Source organism: Pectobacterium colocasium (assembly GCF_020181655.1).
Classification (GTDB): domain Bacteria; phylum Pseudomonadota; class Gammaproteobacteria; order Enterobacterales; family Enterobacteriaceae; genus Pectobacterium; species Pectobacterium colocasium.
On sequence record NZ_CP084032.1, the window covers coordinates 1,115,326 to 1,128,869 of the forward strand.

At 51.9% G+C, this 13,544-nt stretch carries 13 protein-coding genes; 9 read left to right on the forward strand and 4 right to left on the reverse strand.

All coding sequences use genetic code 11. The features are described 5' to 3' along the window. Positions 1-531 precede the first annotated feature (531 nt). From LCF41_RS04990 to LCF41_RS05000, 3 genes are all read left to right on the forward strand, one after another. Positions 532-882: a YqcC family protein gene (locus LCF41_RS04990; RefSeq protein WP_012773624.1), complete on the forward strand. Its 351-nt coding sequence runs from the start codon at positions 532-534 to the stop codon at positions 880-882. Continuing rightward, the gene (truC, locus tag LCF41_RS04995) at positions 875-1,660 is read left to right on the forward strand and encodes a tRNA pseudouridine(65) synthase TruC (protein ID WP_225088102.1); all 786 of its coding nucleotides are present in this window, start codon (positions 875-877) and stop codon (positions 1,658-1,660) included. The genes LCF41_RS04990 and truC overlap by 8 nt, the downstream gene beginning before the upstream one ends. Positions 1,661-1,731: 71 nt before the next feature. Next, positions 1,732-2,187 (forward strand): flavodoxin, encoded by a 456-nt coding sequence (locus LCF41_RS05000; protein WP_225087142.1) that lies wholly within the window; start codon positions 1,732-1,734, stop codon positions 2,185-2,187. 73 nt (positions 2,188-2,260) lie between these two features. On the opposite strand, the gene LCF41_RS05005 is transcribed toward LCF41_RS05000, so the two are convergent. The 4 genes from LCF41_RS05005 to map all read right to left on the reverse strand — a co-directional run bounded on the left by LCF41_RS05005 (position 2,261) and on the right by map (position 7,410). Continuing rightward, on the reverse strand, positions 2,261-2,650 hold the full coding sequence (locus LCF41_RS05005) for a DUF3461 family protein (protein WP_225087143.1): 390 nt from the start codon (positions 2,648-2,650) through the stop codon (positions 2,261-2,263). A gap of 280 nt (positions 2,651-2,930) precedes the next feature. Further along, positions 2,931-3,758 carry a 2,3,4,5-tetrahydropyridine-2,6-dicarboxylate N-succinyltransferase gene (gene dapD / locus LCF41_RS05010; RefSeq protein WP_225087144.1) on the reverse strand — a complete coding sequence of 276 codons (828 nt, stop codon included), beginning with the start codon at positions 3,756-3,758 and terminating at the stop codon, positions 2,931-2,933. A gap of 28 nt (positions 3,759-3,786) precedes the next feature. After that, the gene (gene glnD, locus LCF41_RS05015; protein ID WP_225087145.1) at positions 3,787-6,501 is read right to left on the reverse strand and encodes a bifunctional uridylyltransferase/uridylyl-removing protein GlnD; all 2,715 of its coding nucleotides are present in this window, start codon (positions 6,499-6,501) and stop codon (positions 3,787-3,789) included. 114 nt (positions 6,502-6,615) lie between these two features. After that, positions 6,616-7,410 carry a type I methionyl aminopeptidase gene (gene map / locus LCF41_RS05020; RefSeq protein WP_225087146.1) on the reverse strand — a complete coding sequence of 265 codons (795 nt, stop codon included), beginning with the start codon at positions 7,408-7,410 and terminating at the stop codon, positions 6,616-6,618. A 345-nt stretch (positions 7,411-7,755) separates the two neighbouring features. Here map and rpsB point away from each other — a divergent pair, with 345 nt between their 5' ends. The 6 genes from rpsB (at position 7,756) to ispU (ending at position 13,544) form a co-directional block, all read left to right on the forward strand. After that, positions 7,756-8,481 carry a 30S ribosomal protein S2 gene (rpsB, locus tag LCF41_RS05025; protein ID WP_010284816.1) on the forward strand — a complete coding sequence of 242 codons (726 nt, stop codon included), beginning with the start codon at positions 7,756-7,758 and terminating at the stop codon, positions 8,479-8,481. A gap of 134 nt (positions 8,482-8,615) precedes the next feature. After that, the gene (gene tsf / locus LCF41_RS05030; protein WP_225087147.1) at positions 8,616-9,467 is read left to right on the forward strand and encodes a translation elongation factor Ts; all 852 of its coding nucleotides are present in this window, start codon (positions 8,616-8,618) and stop codon (positions 9,465-9,467) included. A gap of 155 nt (positions 9,468-9,622) precedes the next feature. Next, the gene (gene pyrH / locus LCF41_RS05035) at positions 9,623-10,348 is read left to right on the forward strand and encodes a UMP kinase (RefSeq protein WP_012773631.1); all 726 of its coding nucleotides are present in this window, start codon (positions 9,623-9,625) and stop codon (positions 10,346-10,348) included. Positions 10,349-10,473: 125 nt separating this feature from the next. Continuing rightward, complete coding sequence (gene frr, locus LCF41_RS05040; RefSeq protein ID WP_012773632.1) at positions 10,474-11,031, forward strand: ribosome recycling factor; 558 nt, start codon at positions 10,474-10,476, stop codon at positions 11,029-11,031. Between the two features lie 356 nt (positions 11,032-11,387). Next, on the forward strand, positions 11,388-12,584 hold the full coding sequence (gene ispC / locus LCF41_RS05045) for a 1-deoxy-D-xylulose-5-phosphate reductoisomerase (protein ID WP_225087148.1): 1,197 nt from the start codon (positions 11,388-11,390) through the stop codon (positions 12,582-12,584). Positions 12,585-12,782: 198 nt separating this feature from the next. Further along, the gene (gene ispU / locus LCF41_RS05050; protein ID WP_225087149.1) at positions 12,783-13,544 is read left to right on the forward strand and encodes a (2E,6E)-farnesyl-diphosphate-specific ditrans,polycis-undecaprenyl-diphosphate synthase; all 762 of its coding nucleotides are present in this window, start codon (positions 12,783-12,785) and stop codon (positions 13,542-13,544) included.

Here is a 13,544-nt window from a genome sequence, read left to right on the forward strand (position 1 = left end):
GTTACTGCACTCGGGTTGTTTTCAGGACGAAACGTTGTTTCAGGAAGAGACACAGTTTCAGGATGAAACACTGTTTTAGGGATAAAGATTGTTTTAGGAAGAAACACTCGTTTCAGGAAGAAGCGCAGTTTCAGGAAGAAACACGGTTTCAGGATGAAATCAGGGACACCTCCAGGAAGGAGACCGAGAGCCGATTAGGAATATCGGTGGGGCAGGAGCCTAAAGGGATTTAGTCACGGAAGATACAGGATGGAAACGTCAGGAAGAAAGTAGGACGCCAGCAAGGATTGTGGGTCAGGGAGACCAAAAAGGAAAAGTTTTCATGGATGAGCAGGGATGCAAATGTGTAGCGGGATAGCTATAAAACGAACCGGGGGTACTGAGCAATCAGTACCCCCACTTTTTTGCCTGTAGCATGGGGAACTGAGGCTGTCGCCGATAGCCTGTGGTCAACATGCGGCGATTGGGTCAGTCTGATATCAATGCTATGCTTTGCCGCCATTACTGTTGGCTTCAAGGGCGAGAAACCGCATGAGTAGAGAGAACCAGGTTCGTCAGTCATTATTCGATATTGAGCGCGCATTGAGAGAAAGTCCTTTCTGGCAGGTTGTTCCGCCAGAAGATGAGGCGTTTAACAGCACTGAGCCTTTCAGCCTGGATACCATGAAACCCGAAGAGTGGTTGCAGTGGGTCTTTTTGCCGCGCATGCATGCTTTGTTGGATAGCGAATTAGCGCTGCCTGCTGAGCTGGCTTTGCTTCCCTATTTTGAAGAAGCGCTGGAAGGCACGCCAGAAGAGACGGCGGCGATCCTGTTGCGTATCGGGCTACTCGATGAGCTATTCCGCCCGGATGCACAGGATGGCGCAGTACACGATGCTTGAGATTATTTATCAGGATGAGCATCTGGTCGCCGTCAATAAACCCAGCGGCTGGCTAGTCCACCGTAGCTGGCTGGATCGCAAAGAAAAAGTCGTGGTGATGCAGACCGTGCGCGATCAGATCGGCCAGCACGTCTATACCGTGCATCGTCTCGACAGGCCGACATCCGGCGTGTTGTTGCTCGCGCTGTCCAGCGAGGTGGCGCGTGCGTTATCCCAGCAGTTTGAATCACACCAGATGCAGAAAATGTATCATGCCGTGGTGCGGGGCTATGTGCTGGATGATGGCGTGATTGACTATGCGCTCACCGAAGAACTGGACAAGATCGCCGACAAGTTTACGAATCCTGATAAGGCACCGCAGCCTGCTGTCACGCATTATCGTTCTTTGGCGCAGGTCGAAATGCCGGTTGCCATCGGCCGTTACCCAACGGCACGCTACAGCCTGATGGAACTGAAACCGCAGACCGGGCGTAAACATCAGCTCCGCCGCCATATGTCACACCTTCGTCATCCGATTATCGGCGATACCGCGCACGGTGACCTGCGACACAATCGTGGCATGGAGACACATTTTTCCTGCGGTAGACTCATGCTGCATGCCAGCGAGCTACAGCTTAATCATCCAGTGAGCGGGCAGCCATTGACGTTGCAGGCTCGCTGGGATGCGCCGTGGCAGGGCGTGATGACTCAATTTGGCTGGCAGGGGATTCTCCCTGAGTTTGAAGGGGTTGAGTTTCCTGCCGACTCAGGTCAGGATAGCGAGCATTTCGTTGGGTAATATCTGCCGTATAACGTTTATATCAAACCTATCTATATCAAATACATCGAATTACAAAGGGAGTCAGAAGCATGGCGCAGATTGGTATTTTTGTCGGTACGGTCTACGGGAATGCATTGCTGGTGGCTGAAGAAGCCGAAAATATCCTCAGGGATCGTGGCCATGAGGTTAAGGTCTTTGAAGATGCCACGCTGGAATCTTGGCTGGATTACCGCGAGCATACGGTTTTAGTGGTCACGTCGACGACGGGACAAGGCCAACTGCCTGACTCTATTGTTCCGCTCTACGCCGCACTGCGTGAGAAAGGCGGTTACCAGCCCGCGCTGCGCTATGGGGTGATTGCGTTAGGCGATAGCAGCTATCCGAATTTCTGTGCAGGCGGCCATCTTTTCGATGCGCTGTTGCAGGAAATCGGTGCTAAGCGCCTGGGCGACGTGTTGGAAATTGATGCCGTCGAACATCCAGAACCGGAAGTGATGTCATGTCCGTGGGTTGAAGGATGGGCTGATTTGGTTGATGCGCAGTGATGCTGTGCTGAAATGAGAAACGGGAGCCTGTTGTGCTCCCGTTTTCGTTGCGACCTATTAGCGATGACCGTGTTTAGCGACTCTTGGTCAGCTTCTCTAAATCCGCTTCGATTTCGGTAATCTTGTTGGACACAACACTTTCCAGATGACGTAGATCGTCGAGAATTTTGCGTTTCAGATCGACTTCAACCTGTTCCTGCTGGCAGATCTTGTCTAATTCATCAATCACATAGCGCAGATTGGGGCTGATCTCGTTGATCTCTTTATAGCCCTGTCCTGAGTTGTCGGCCACGATGGTCTTACGCTGGCGTGGGTATTTGAACTTCACGCTTTTAGCGAAAAACTCGCCCTTATCTTTACGGAAATAGATCTTCAGGATGTCGTTGTTCGCTTCCTGACGTAGGCTATAGCGATCGATATCATCGGGATTGGTAATGCCCAGGCTTTTTAGATTGTCATACATAGCGTCACCTTCTCGGTTTCTATAGAGTCCTGATTATCATGCCAGCGAGAACCTACGCTGTTTATACCCGTCATACTTCAAGCTGCTTGTGCGTTGGCTGCCTTTACTCACCCCAGTCACTTACCTGAGTAAGCTCCTGGAGATTCGCGCAGTTGCCGCCTTCACGCAACTCGAATTATTTAGGGTATATACCCGTCATACCGAAGTATTGAGGGAACATATAAATAACTTATCGTTCGAACATAAAAAAACGGCGGGTGATTAACCCGCCGTTTCTCGTTTAGTCGATAGAGCGTAATAACTCATTGATACCCACTTTACCGCGGGTTTTCGCATCCACTTTCTTCACGATGATGGCGCAGTACAGGCTGTGGCTACCGTCTTTGGACGGCAGGTTGCCGGAAACCACAACGGAGCCTGCGGGTACGCGACCGTAGTGAATTTCACCGGTTTCACGATCGTAAATACGCGTGCTTTGGCTGATGAACACGCCCATAGAGATGACGGAACCTTCCTCAACCACAACGCCTTCCACGACTTCAGAACGCGCACCGATGAAGCAGTTATCTTCGATGATGGTTGGGTTCGCCTGTAACGGCTCCAGAACACCACCGATGCCGACGCCGCCGGACAGGTGAACATTTTTACCGATCTGAGCACAAGAACCGACGGTTACCCAGGTATCCACCATGGTGCCTTCATCAACGTAAGCGCCGATGTTGACGTAAGATGGCATCAGTACGGTATTACGTGCGATATAGGCACCGCGACGCACGCTGGCTGGTGGAGCAACGCGCACGCCTTCACGCTGGAAACGCGCTTCATCATAGTCAGCGAATTTCATTGGCACTTTGTCGAAAAAGCGTGTTTCTCCACCTTCGATAAGTTGGTTATCGTTAATGCGGAAAGAGAGCAGCACGGCTTTCTTCAGCCACTGATGGGTAACCCATTGGCCGTCGATTTTCTCTGCAACGCGCAGGGCGCCGCTATCCAGCAGGCTGATAGCCTGATTGACGGCTTCACGCGTAACGGTATCTGCATTTGCCGGAGTGATTTCAGCGCGGCGCTCGAAAGCCGTCTCAATGATGTTCTGTAGTTGTTGGTGCATCCTGATTTCTCTTTCCTGATTGTAAAAATTAACTCAATGGTACTTTATCGTTTGGGTTAAGGGCTTCTGTCAACCGTTCTTGCAATTTAAGACGTAATTCCGGCTTTAATGCCCGCCTGTCGCTGTCAGCCAGAATGAAAAGATCCTCTACCCGTTCGCCGATGGTGGAAATGCGTGCGCCGTGCAGCGACAGGTTGAGATCGGCAAAAATCTCACCGATGCGTGCCAACAGCCCTGGTTGATCGAGCGCGCTCAGCTCCATATAGCTGCGTCTGTCCGTATGTGTCGGCAGGAAGTTGACTTCCGTTGGCACGCTGAAGTGGCGCAGTTTAGGTGACGGTCGCCGTACGCGCGGGTGTTGATAATGCCGTTGTGTCAGCGCTTGTTCCAGCGCGTGACGTATCATTTCATGCCGATCCTGCGCCAGCGGGCTGCCGTCAGGTTCCAGCACGATGAACGTATCCATCGCCATGCCGTCGCGGCTGGTAAAGATTTGCGCGTCGTGCACGCTGAGGTTGCGTCGATCTAACTCACCGGCGACCGCCGCGAAAAGATAAGGCCTGTCCGGGCTCCAGATAAAAATCTCTGTGCCGCCACGGCTGGCTTGATGGCTGATCAGCACCAGCGGTTTGTTGACATCATGCTCCAACAGGTGACGCGCGTGCCAGGCCAGCTGGTTTGGCGAGTGGCGCAGGAAATAATCGGCCCGACAGCGGCTCCAGATGTGGTGCAACGCTTCTTCGTCAATATTATCCATCCGCAGCAGCGCCAGCGCCTGCAAGCGATGATGACGGACGCGTTCGCGTAAATCCGGCGTATTTTGCATACCACGGCGCAGCTGTTTTTCTGTCGCAAAATAGAGTTCGCGCAACAGGCTTTGCTTCCAGCTATTCCACAGCGTTTCATTGGTGGCGCAGATATCCGCTACTGTCAGGCTGACCAGATAGCGCAAGCGGGTTTCGCTCTGCACTTCGGTAGCAAATTGCTGAATGACGGTGGGATCCTGAATGTCGCGACGCTGTGCGGTGACGGACATCAGCAAATGGCAGCGCACCAGCCAGGAAACCAGTTGAGCTTCGCGTGAATTCAGCCCGTGCAGCGCGGCAAATTCCAGCACGTCCTGTGCGCCCAGTTCGGAATGATCGCCCCCACGGCCTTTTGCGATGTCGTGGAACAGGGCGGCCAGCAGCAATAATTCAGGCTGGGGTAGGCGAGGGTAGAGTTCTACGCACAGCGGATGCTGCGGTCGCGTCTCCTCATCGGCGAAGCTTTCCAGTTTGAGCAGGACGCGAATGGTGTGCTCATCCACCGTATAGGCATGGAACAGATCGAATTGCATCTGACCGACAATATTCCCCCACAGCGGCATGTACGCCCACAGCACGCTGTGGCGATGCATTGGCAGCAGCGCACGGCTCACCGCATGCGGGTGACGCAGAATATTCATGAATAGCTGGCGCGCTTCTGGAATGGTGCAAAGCGGGCTGGCGAGGTGACGACGTGCATGGCGCAGTTGGCGCAAGGTGGTGGAGTAAATACCGTTGATGTCGCGGTTGCGCACCATCAGGTAGAACATGCGCATGATGGCTTCCGGCTTTTTGATAAACAGGTTTTCATCGCGCAGGTCCACCAGATTACCGCGTAGCTGGAATTCATCGTCAATCGGACGAGGTTTCTCACTCGCATCCAGTGCCAGAATGGCTTCGTCAAAGAGCTGCAACAGCATCTGATTCAACTCGCTGACGCGGCGCGTCATACGGTAGAAATCCTTCATCATGCGCTCTACTGGCGTGTTGCCTTCACCCCGATATTGCAACAGCTGTGCGACGTTAAGCTGCCTGTCGAACAGCAGTCGGTTGTCGTAACGCGGCAGGATCAGATGCAGGGCGAAGCGGATGCGCCACAAAAAGCTTTGGCATTCATTCAGCTCTTTACGTTCGGCCTCGGTCAGGAAGCCGAACCCCACCATCTCATTCAGCGACGTGGCACCAAAATGGCGTCTCGCGACCCACAACAGCGTATGAATATCGCGTAGCCCGCCTGGACTGCTCTTGATATCGGGCTCCAGATTGTAGCTGGTGCTGTGATAGCGTTGATGGCGTTCCTGCTGTTCGGCGATTTTTGCCGGAAAAAACGTGGATGATGGCCAGAATTCATCACTGAATACGTGTTTTTGCAGCGTGAGAAACAGGGCGACGTCGCCGCATATCATGCGCGATTCGATCAGATTGGTTGCGACGGAGATATCGGCACGTCCTTCCTGTAGGCACTCTTCCAGCGTTCTGACGCTATGGCCGACTTCCAGTTTCAGATCCCACAGCAGGGTGATGAATTGGCCGACGCGCTGGGAATGTTCCTCACTTAGTGCCGTCTGGCTTAAGACCAGCACGTCGATGTCGGAGAGGGGGTGCAGTTCACCGCGGCCATATCCGCCTACAGCGACCAGCGAGGTCTGGGCGATATTTTCAAAGCCGTAGAAGTACCACAGCCGCTGCAACAGGCGATCGATAAACAGGGTTCTGGCATCTATCAGCTTTTCTGCGCTGACGCCGGCGCGGAATTCTGCACCGAGCCAAAGCTGAAACAGTTCTAATTGCTGTTTCAACGTCTGACAATCCAACATGTCATCCGCGTAGGTCAGCGGTGACGCAGGAAGCTGTACTGATGCAGTGGTGTCTATAGGGCTGTCTGGTGAGGACGCGTCAGGTGGTGTATTGTCTGGCGAAAAGCGGTTATCTGTCATAGCGCAGCCCATAAAAAAACGCAGAGCGCGTTTTTCAACGCCTCTTGCGGCGGCCCGTAGGGGGGCGTGCTTTCTGCACGCCATAAAAAAAGCCGGCATCTGCCGGCTTAGTGTTTACTCTTCATGCGTGATGATGTTGGGGATGGTGTCATCCTTTCGCAACGTCATTATTTCGCAGCCGTTATCGGTTACCACAATAGTATGCTCGTACTGTGCCGACAAGCTGCGATCTTTGGTTTTTACCGTCCAGCCGTCTTTCATCGTGCGAATACGGAAATCACCGGCATTAAGCATGGGCTCGATCGTAAATGCCATACCCGCCTGCAACACCACACCGCCGTCATCGGCATCATAGTGCAGAACCTGCGGCTCTTCATGGAAGCCTTTACCGATACCGTGACCGCAATATTCACGCACTACGGAGAAGTTATTCCCTTCCGCAAACTGCTGGATAGCTTTACCCAACGTACGCAGACGAATGCCGGGTTTAACCATTTTCAGCGCCAGATAGAGGCTTTCCTGCGTGATGCGACAGAGGCGCTCGCCCAGAATGGTTGGCTTGCCTGCGATGAACATTTTTGAGGTATCGCCGTGGAAGCCGTCTTTGATGACGGTGACGTCGATATTGACGATATCGCCATCCTTAAGGATTTTGTCGTCGCTCGGAATACCGTGACACACCACTTCATTGACGGAAATGCACACGGATTTCGGGAATCCATGGTAGCCCAGGCTGGCGGAAATGGCCTGCTGCTTGTTGGTGATGTGATCGTGACAGATTCTGTCCAGCTCGGCGGTGCTCACGCCCGGCACCACGTGGGGTTCGATGATTTCCAGAACTTCGGCAGCCAGACGGCCAGCGACGCGCATTTTTTCGATGTCTTCGGGAGTTTTAATTGAAATTGCCATGGGTGGTCGTCCGCAGGTGTCATTTAAGACACGAGAATTAAGATGAATAACTAATAACTTATGTTACCAGTCCTGCCGCTGGCTTGCCAAACTATCATTCTGATTCGTAGACGATGGAATAACAAATGTTGGTGTCGCTGGGGGATTTATGGTATAAAGCGCGCCGATGATCCGGCTGGATATCGGTTATACGGTACTCAACCACATCGACTAAACTCACTTTGTGTAAATAACACACACATGTCGGCACGTTCGCCGGGGTGCTCCTGAGGTGTTTCACCGGATGGGGTCGGCGCAATGGGACATGTGGAGGCATAACCCCATACTTAATTAATAGAGGTAATCATGGCAACTGTTTCCATGCGCGATATGCTCAAGGCTGGCGTACACTTTGGTCACCAGACCCGTTACTGGAACCCGAAAATGAAACCATTCATCTTCGGTGCGCGTAACAAAGTTCACATCATCAACCTTGAAAAAACTGTACCAATGTTCAACGACGCTCTGGCTGAGCTGAGCAAAATTGCTTCTCGCAAAGGCAAAATTCTGTTCGTTGGTACTAAACGCGCAGCAAGCGAAGCGGTAAAAGATGCAGCCAACAACTGCGATCAGTTCTTCGTGAACCATCGTTGGTTGGGCGGTATGCTGACTAACTGGAAAACCGTTCGTCAGTCCATCAAACGTTTGAAAGATCTGGAAACCCAATCTCAAGACGGCACGTTCGACAAGCTGACCAAAAAAGAGGCGCTGATGCGCACTCGTGAACTGGACAAGCTGGAAAACAGCCTGGGCGGTATCAAAGATATGGGCGGTCTGCCAGACGCGCTGTTCGTTATCGACGCCGATCACGAGCACATCGCCATCAAAGAAGCTAACAACCTGGGCATTCCAGTATTCGCCGTGGTTGATACCAACTCCGATCCAGATGGCGTTGACTACATCATCCCTGGTAACGATGACGCAATCCGTGCAGTTAGCCTGTACCTGAGCGCTGTTGCTACTGCTGTCCGCGAAGGCCGTTCTCAAGATCTGGCTGTGCAGGCAGAAGAAGGCTTAGTAGAAGCTGAATAATAAGTCTGGCTCGTTGAGCCCTTATTAACCAGGTAGTACTAGTTTGGTTAGGGGCCTTTTTATGGCCCCTTTTTCACTTTTAAAGCTGTTTGGTCGTGACGACCAGGCAGAGCAAATCTCCCGAGGATTTTAGAATGGCTGAAATTACCGCATCACTGGTAAAAGAGCTGCGTGAGCGTACCGCTGCGGGCATGATGGAATGTAAGAAAGCGCTGGTTGAAGCTAACGGCGACATCGAGCTGGCTATCGAAAACATGCGTAAATCCGGCGCAATCAAAGCGGCGAAGAAAGCAGGTAACGTTGCTGCTGATGGCGTAATCAAGACTAAGATCGACGGTAACTACGCTGTGATCCTGGAAGTTAACTGCCAGACCGACTTCGTTGCTAAAGATGGTGGTTTCCAGGCCTTTGCTGACAAAGTGCTGGACGCGGCTGTTGCAGGCAAAATCACTGATGTTGAAGTGCTGAAAGCACAGTTCGAAGAAGAGCGTGTTGCGCTGGTTGCGAAAATTGGTGAGAACATCAACATTCGCCGCGTTTCTGCTCTGGAAGGCGAAGTTCTGGGTAACTACCAACACGGTGCGCGCATCGGTGTTCTGGTTGCTGCTAAAGGTGCTGACGAAGAGCTGGTTAAACACCTGGCTATGCACGTTGCTGCAAGCAAGCCTGAATTCGTTAAGCCGGAAGACGTGTCTGCTGAAGTGGTAGAGAAAGAGTACCAGGTTCAGTTGGAAATCGCGATGCAGTCTGGTAAGCCGAAAGAAATCGCAGAGAAAATGGTTGAAGGCCGCATGAAGAAATTCACCGGTGAAGTTTCTCTGACTGGTCAACCTTTCGTTATGGATCCAGCCAAGTCTGTTGGTCAGCTGCTGAAAGAGCACAATGCTGACGTAACTAACTTCATCCGTTTCGAAGTGGGTGAAGGTATTGAGAAAGTTGAGACTGACTTTGCTGCTGAAGTCGCAGCGATGAGTAAGCAGTCTTAATCAGTAAAAAAAGAGCCGCCAGTTGGCGGTTCCTTTTTATCCAGCCCAAAGAGTTTCAATACGCTTGGCTTCCTGCATTCAGATAGGGGGCCGGGTGGAATAGTTTTGATTTTACAACCCCCCAATACGACGACAGCCTGTAGGATAAGAACACCATGGCAACCAATGCAAAACCCGTCTATCAACGAATCCTGCTGAAGCTCAGTGGCGAAGCTTTACAGGGAACTGAAGGTTTTGGTATCGATGCGAGCATTCTGGATCGCATGGCTCAGGAAGTGAAAGAACTGGTTGAGTTAGGCATTCAGGTCGGTGTGGTTATCGGCGGTGGTAACCTGTTTCGTGGCGCGGGTCTGGCTAAAGCGGGTATGAACCGCGTTGTGGGCGACCACATGGGAATGCTGGCGACCGTCATGAATGGTCTGGCAATGCGTGATGCGTTGCACCGTGCCTATGTGAACGCTCGCCTGATGTCCGCCATTCCTCTGAATGGCGTCTGTGACAATTACAGCTGGGCGGAAGCCATTAGCCTGCTGCGTAATAACCGTGTGGTGATTTTCTCCGCCGGGACAGGTAACCCTTTCTTTACCACGGATTCTGCGGCTTGCCTGCGCGGCATTGAGATTGAAGCGGATGTCGTATTGAAAGCGACAAAGGTCGATGGCGTCTATTCTGCCGATCCGGTAAAAGATCCTTCAGCAACGTTATACGATTCGCTGACCTATCAGGAAGTGCTGGAACGTGAGCTGAAAGTGATGGATCTTGCTGCGTTTACGCTGGCACGCGACCATAATTTACCGATTCGTGTTTTCAACATGAACAAGCCGGGCGCACTGCGCCGCGTTGTCATGGGTGAAAAAGAAGGGACGTTAATCAGCCAGTAACGTCAATTATGGGGTAATATATTGTCAGTATTGCTCCATACGCCAGCCAAGCGCTGGCATTAATTATTCACCGGATCGTGTACTGACATGGTCCGCCAGGCAACCAGTTTTCAAGGGTTCACAACGTGACTAATGAAATCAGAAAAGATGCTGAAACGCGCATGGACAAATGTGTTGAAGCGTTTAAAAACCAGATCAGCAAAATCCGTACTGGCCGTGCATCGCCTAGCATTCTCGATGGCATTCAGGTTGAATACTATGGCAGCGCAACGCCACTGCGTCAGGTTGCTAACGTTGTCGTAGAAGACTCCCGCACGCTGGCGATTACGGTATTCGACCGTACGCTTGGCCCGGCGGTTGAGAAAGCCATCATGGCCTCCGATCTCGGCCTGAACCCTTCTTCTGCTGGCACCGTCATCCGTGTTCCGCTGCCACCATTGACGGAAGAACGTCGTAAAGATCTGATCAAAGTCGTGCGCGGCGAAGCGGAACAAGGGCGTGTTTCTGTACGCAACGTGCGCCGTGATGCTAACGACAAACTGAAAGCGCTGCTGAAAGATAAAGCGATCAGTGAAGATGAAGAACGTCGTGCTCAGGATGATGTGCAGAAACTGACTGACAACTTCATCAAGAAAGTGGATACCGCACTGGCAGAAAAAGAAGCGGAGCTGATGGAGTTCTAATCAGCCTGTTGAATATTGCGTCGCAGGAAATGTGTGGGCTTGCCCCTTTTTTCCGGCGGCGCTTTATTTTTTTATGCAAGGAATGGGTGAAGGCCAGCCCCTCTGAGCAGTAAACAATTTTTTGCTATATATATGACTGCGACTGTGATCGATAGCAGAGATATATACCCCAAATAATTCAAGTTGCAGGAAGGCGGCAAGAGAGGGAGTCCCGATGAGCTTACTCAGGTAAGTGATTCGGGTGAGTGAACGCAGCCAACGCACCTGCGGCTTGAAGTATTACGGGTATATCATGGGAATCGTCTCAGACTCGTGTACCTTCCTGTCATCAAATCCGGTTATTCAGAGCATTTTTAATGAAGCAACTGACAATTCTTGGTTCCACTGGCTCTATTGGCGTCAGTTCTCTGGCCGTCATTAAAGCCAATCCTGATAAGTTTGCCGTACGCGCATTATCCGCTGGGTACAACGTCAAGCTGATGCTGGAGCAGTGTCTCACTTTCCAACCCGCCTATGCCTCAATGGCGGATGAAGCTTCTGCAATGGCTCTGCGCCAACAGTTGGCGGAATACGGCTGCAAAACGGAGGTTTTGGCTGGGGAGCAGGCTGCGTGTGAGCTTGCCGCGTTGGATGGCGTCGATCAGGTCATGGCCGCGATTGTGGGGGCCGCAGGATTATTGCCGACGCTGGCGGCAATTCATGCTGGAAAACAGGTCTTGTTGGCGAATAAAGAATCATTGGTTACCTGCGGGCGTCTCTTTATGGACGCGGTCGCACAAAGTGGCGCGCAGCTTTTACCGATTGATAGCGAGCATAATGCGATTTTTCAGAGTTTACCTGAGCAAATTCAGCGTCAGTTAGGCTACGCTTCATTGTCGCAGCATGGTGTTGAACGTATTGTTTTGACGGGATCTGGCGGACCGTTTCGTGAGACCGCGGTGTCGGCGCTGGCGGACATGACGCCGGATCAGGCGTGTGCGCATCCAAACTGGTCAATGGGGCGCAAAATTTCGGTTGATTCCGCCACGATGATGAACAAAGGGCTGGAGTATATCGAAGCGCGCTGGCTGTTTAACGCTTCTGCTGAGCAGATGGAAGTCATTATTCATCCGCAGTCAGTGATTCACTCGATGGTACGTTACCGTGATGGCAGCGTTCTGGCTCAGTTAGGATCACCTGATATGCGTACACCGATTGCCCATGCGATGGCTTATCCCGAGCGTGTGACATCGGGCGCAAAAGCGTTAGATTTTTGCCAGATTGGCGCGCTGACATTTTTGGCGCCGGACTATGCGCGCTATCCTTGTTTGCAGTTGGCAATTGATGCCTGTAATCATGGTCAGTCAGCCACGACGGCATTGAACGCCGCGAATGAAATTGCGGTAGCGGCATTTTTGCAGTCGCAGATTCGCTTTACGGATATTGCGGCGGTAAATCGGCATGTTATTGAACAACTTACATTACCAGAACCCGCCAGTGTTGATGATGTTCTTGACATCGATCGCTGGGCTAGACAGGCCGCAGCACAGATCCTGACACACTACGCGCGATAGCCGGATAGACCCGTGGCACAATTTGTTCATGTGCGGTGGAGGTGGTATAGTCTGCGCCACTCAGTGGTTGATTATGCGAAAGTTGTTTAATCGACCGTGAAGCTAAGCCGTGATCGTTCACGGCTTTTTTTGCGCTAACGGGGTCTGATGTTACGGAAGGACTGTTGTATTTCTTGCTTGAGGAAATAAGTACGCGTTATGCCGTCCGATAATCAAAAAAATACTCACGATCTGCCACCCGCCGGACCGCGGCATGTTGCCATTATCATGGATGGCAATGGTCGCTGGGCGAAAAGCCGGGGGAAAATGCGGATTTTTGGCCATCAGGCTGGTGTAAAGGCTGTGCGACGTTCAGTCAGTTTTGCAGTAAGCCAAGGGCTGGACGCACTAACGCTTTATGCATTTAGTAGTGAAAACTGGAACCGTCCGGCGCAGGAAGTTTCCGCACTCATGGAACTGTTTGTTCGGGCGCTGGACAGCGAAGTAAAAAGCCTGCACAAGCACAATGTTCGCTTAAGGGTCGTCGGCGATATCGGCCGCTTCAGTCCTCGCTTGCAAGAGCGCATCCGCCGTTCGGAGACGCTGACGGAAAAGAATCAGGGGCTCACACTGAATATTGCTGCGAATTATGGCGGCCGTTGGGATATTATTCAGGGAGTACGGCAACTTGCAGAGCAGGTGCAGGAAGGCATTCTGCGTCCTGATAGTATTGATGAAGCATCATTATGTCAGTACATCTGTCTGAATGATCTGGCTCCGGTTGATTTGGTGATCAGAACCGGTGGAGAACACCGCATCAGTAATTTTCTTCTGTGGCAAATTGCTTATGCTGAACTTTACTTTACTGATGTCCTCTGGCCTGATTTCGATGAACAAGTCTTTGAAGGTGCGCTGAATGCTTTTGCACAACGCGAGCGCCGCTTCGGGGGAACAACACCTATCGATGCTGATGCATCCTAG

Excerpts from the sequence above, each read along its gene's own strand:
- LCF41_RS04990 (WP_012773624.1), top strand. The coding sequence starts at position 532 with ATGAGTAGAGAGAACCAGGTTCGTCAGTCATTATTCGATATTGAGCGC.
- truC (WP_225088102.1), top strand. The coding sequence starts at position 875 with ATGCTTGAGATTATTTATCAGGATGAGCATCTGGTCGCCGTCAATAAA.
- LCF41_RS05000 (WP_225087142.1), top strand. The coding sequence starts at position 1,732 with ATGGCGCAGATTGGTATTTTTGTCGGTACGGTCTACGGGAATGCATTG.
- LCF41_RS05005 (WP_225087143.1), bottom strand. The coding sequence starts at position 2,650 with ATGTATGACAATCTAAAAAGCCTGGGCATTACCAATCCCGATGATATC.
- dapD (WP_225087144.1), bottom strand. The coding sequence starts at position 3,758 with ATGCACCAACAACTACAGAACATCATTGAGACGGCTTTCGAGCGCCGC.
- glnD (WP_225087145.1), bottom strand. The coding sequence starts at position 6,501 with ATGACAGATAACCGCTTTTCGCCAGACAATACACCACCTGACGCGTCC.
- map (WP_225087146.1), bottom strand. The coding sequence starts at position 7,410 with ATGGCAATTTCAATTAAAACTCCCGAAGACATCGAAAAAATGCGCGTC.
- rpsB (WP_010284816.1), top strand. The coding sequence starts at position 7,756 with ATGGCAACTGTTTCCATGCGCGATATGCTCAAGGCTGGCGTACACTTT.
- tsf (WP_225087147.1), top strand. The coding sequence starts at position 8,616 with ATGGCTGAAATTACCGCATCACTGGTAAAAGAGCTGCGTGAGCGTACC.
- pyrH (WP_012773631.1), top strand. The coding sequence starts at position 9,623 with ATGGCAACCAATGCAAAACCCGTCTATCAACGAATCCTGCTGAAGCTC.
- ispC (WP_225087148.1), top strand. The coding sequence starts at position 11,388 with ATGAAGCAACTGACAATTCTTGGTTCCACTGGCTCTATTGGCGTCAGT.
- ispU (WP_225087149.1), top strand. The coding sequence starts at position 12,783 with ATGCCGTCCGATAATCAAAAAAATACTCACGATCTGCCACCCGCCGGA.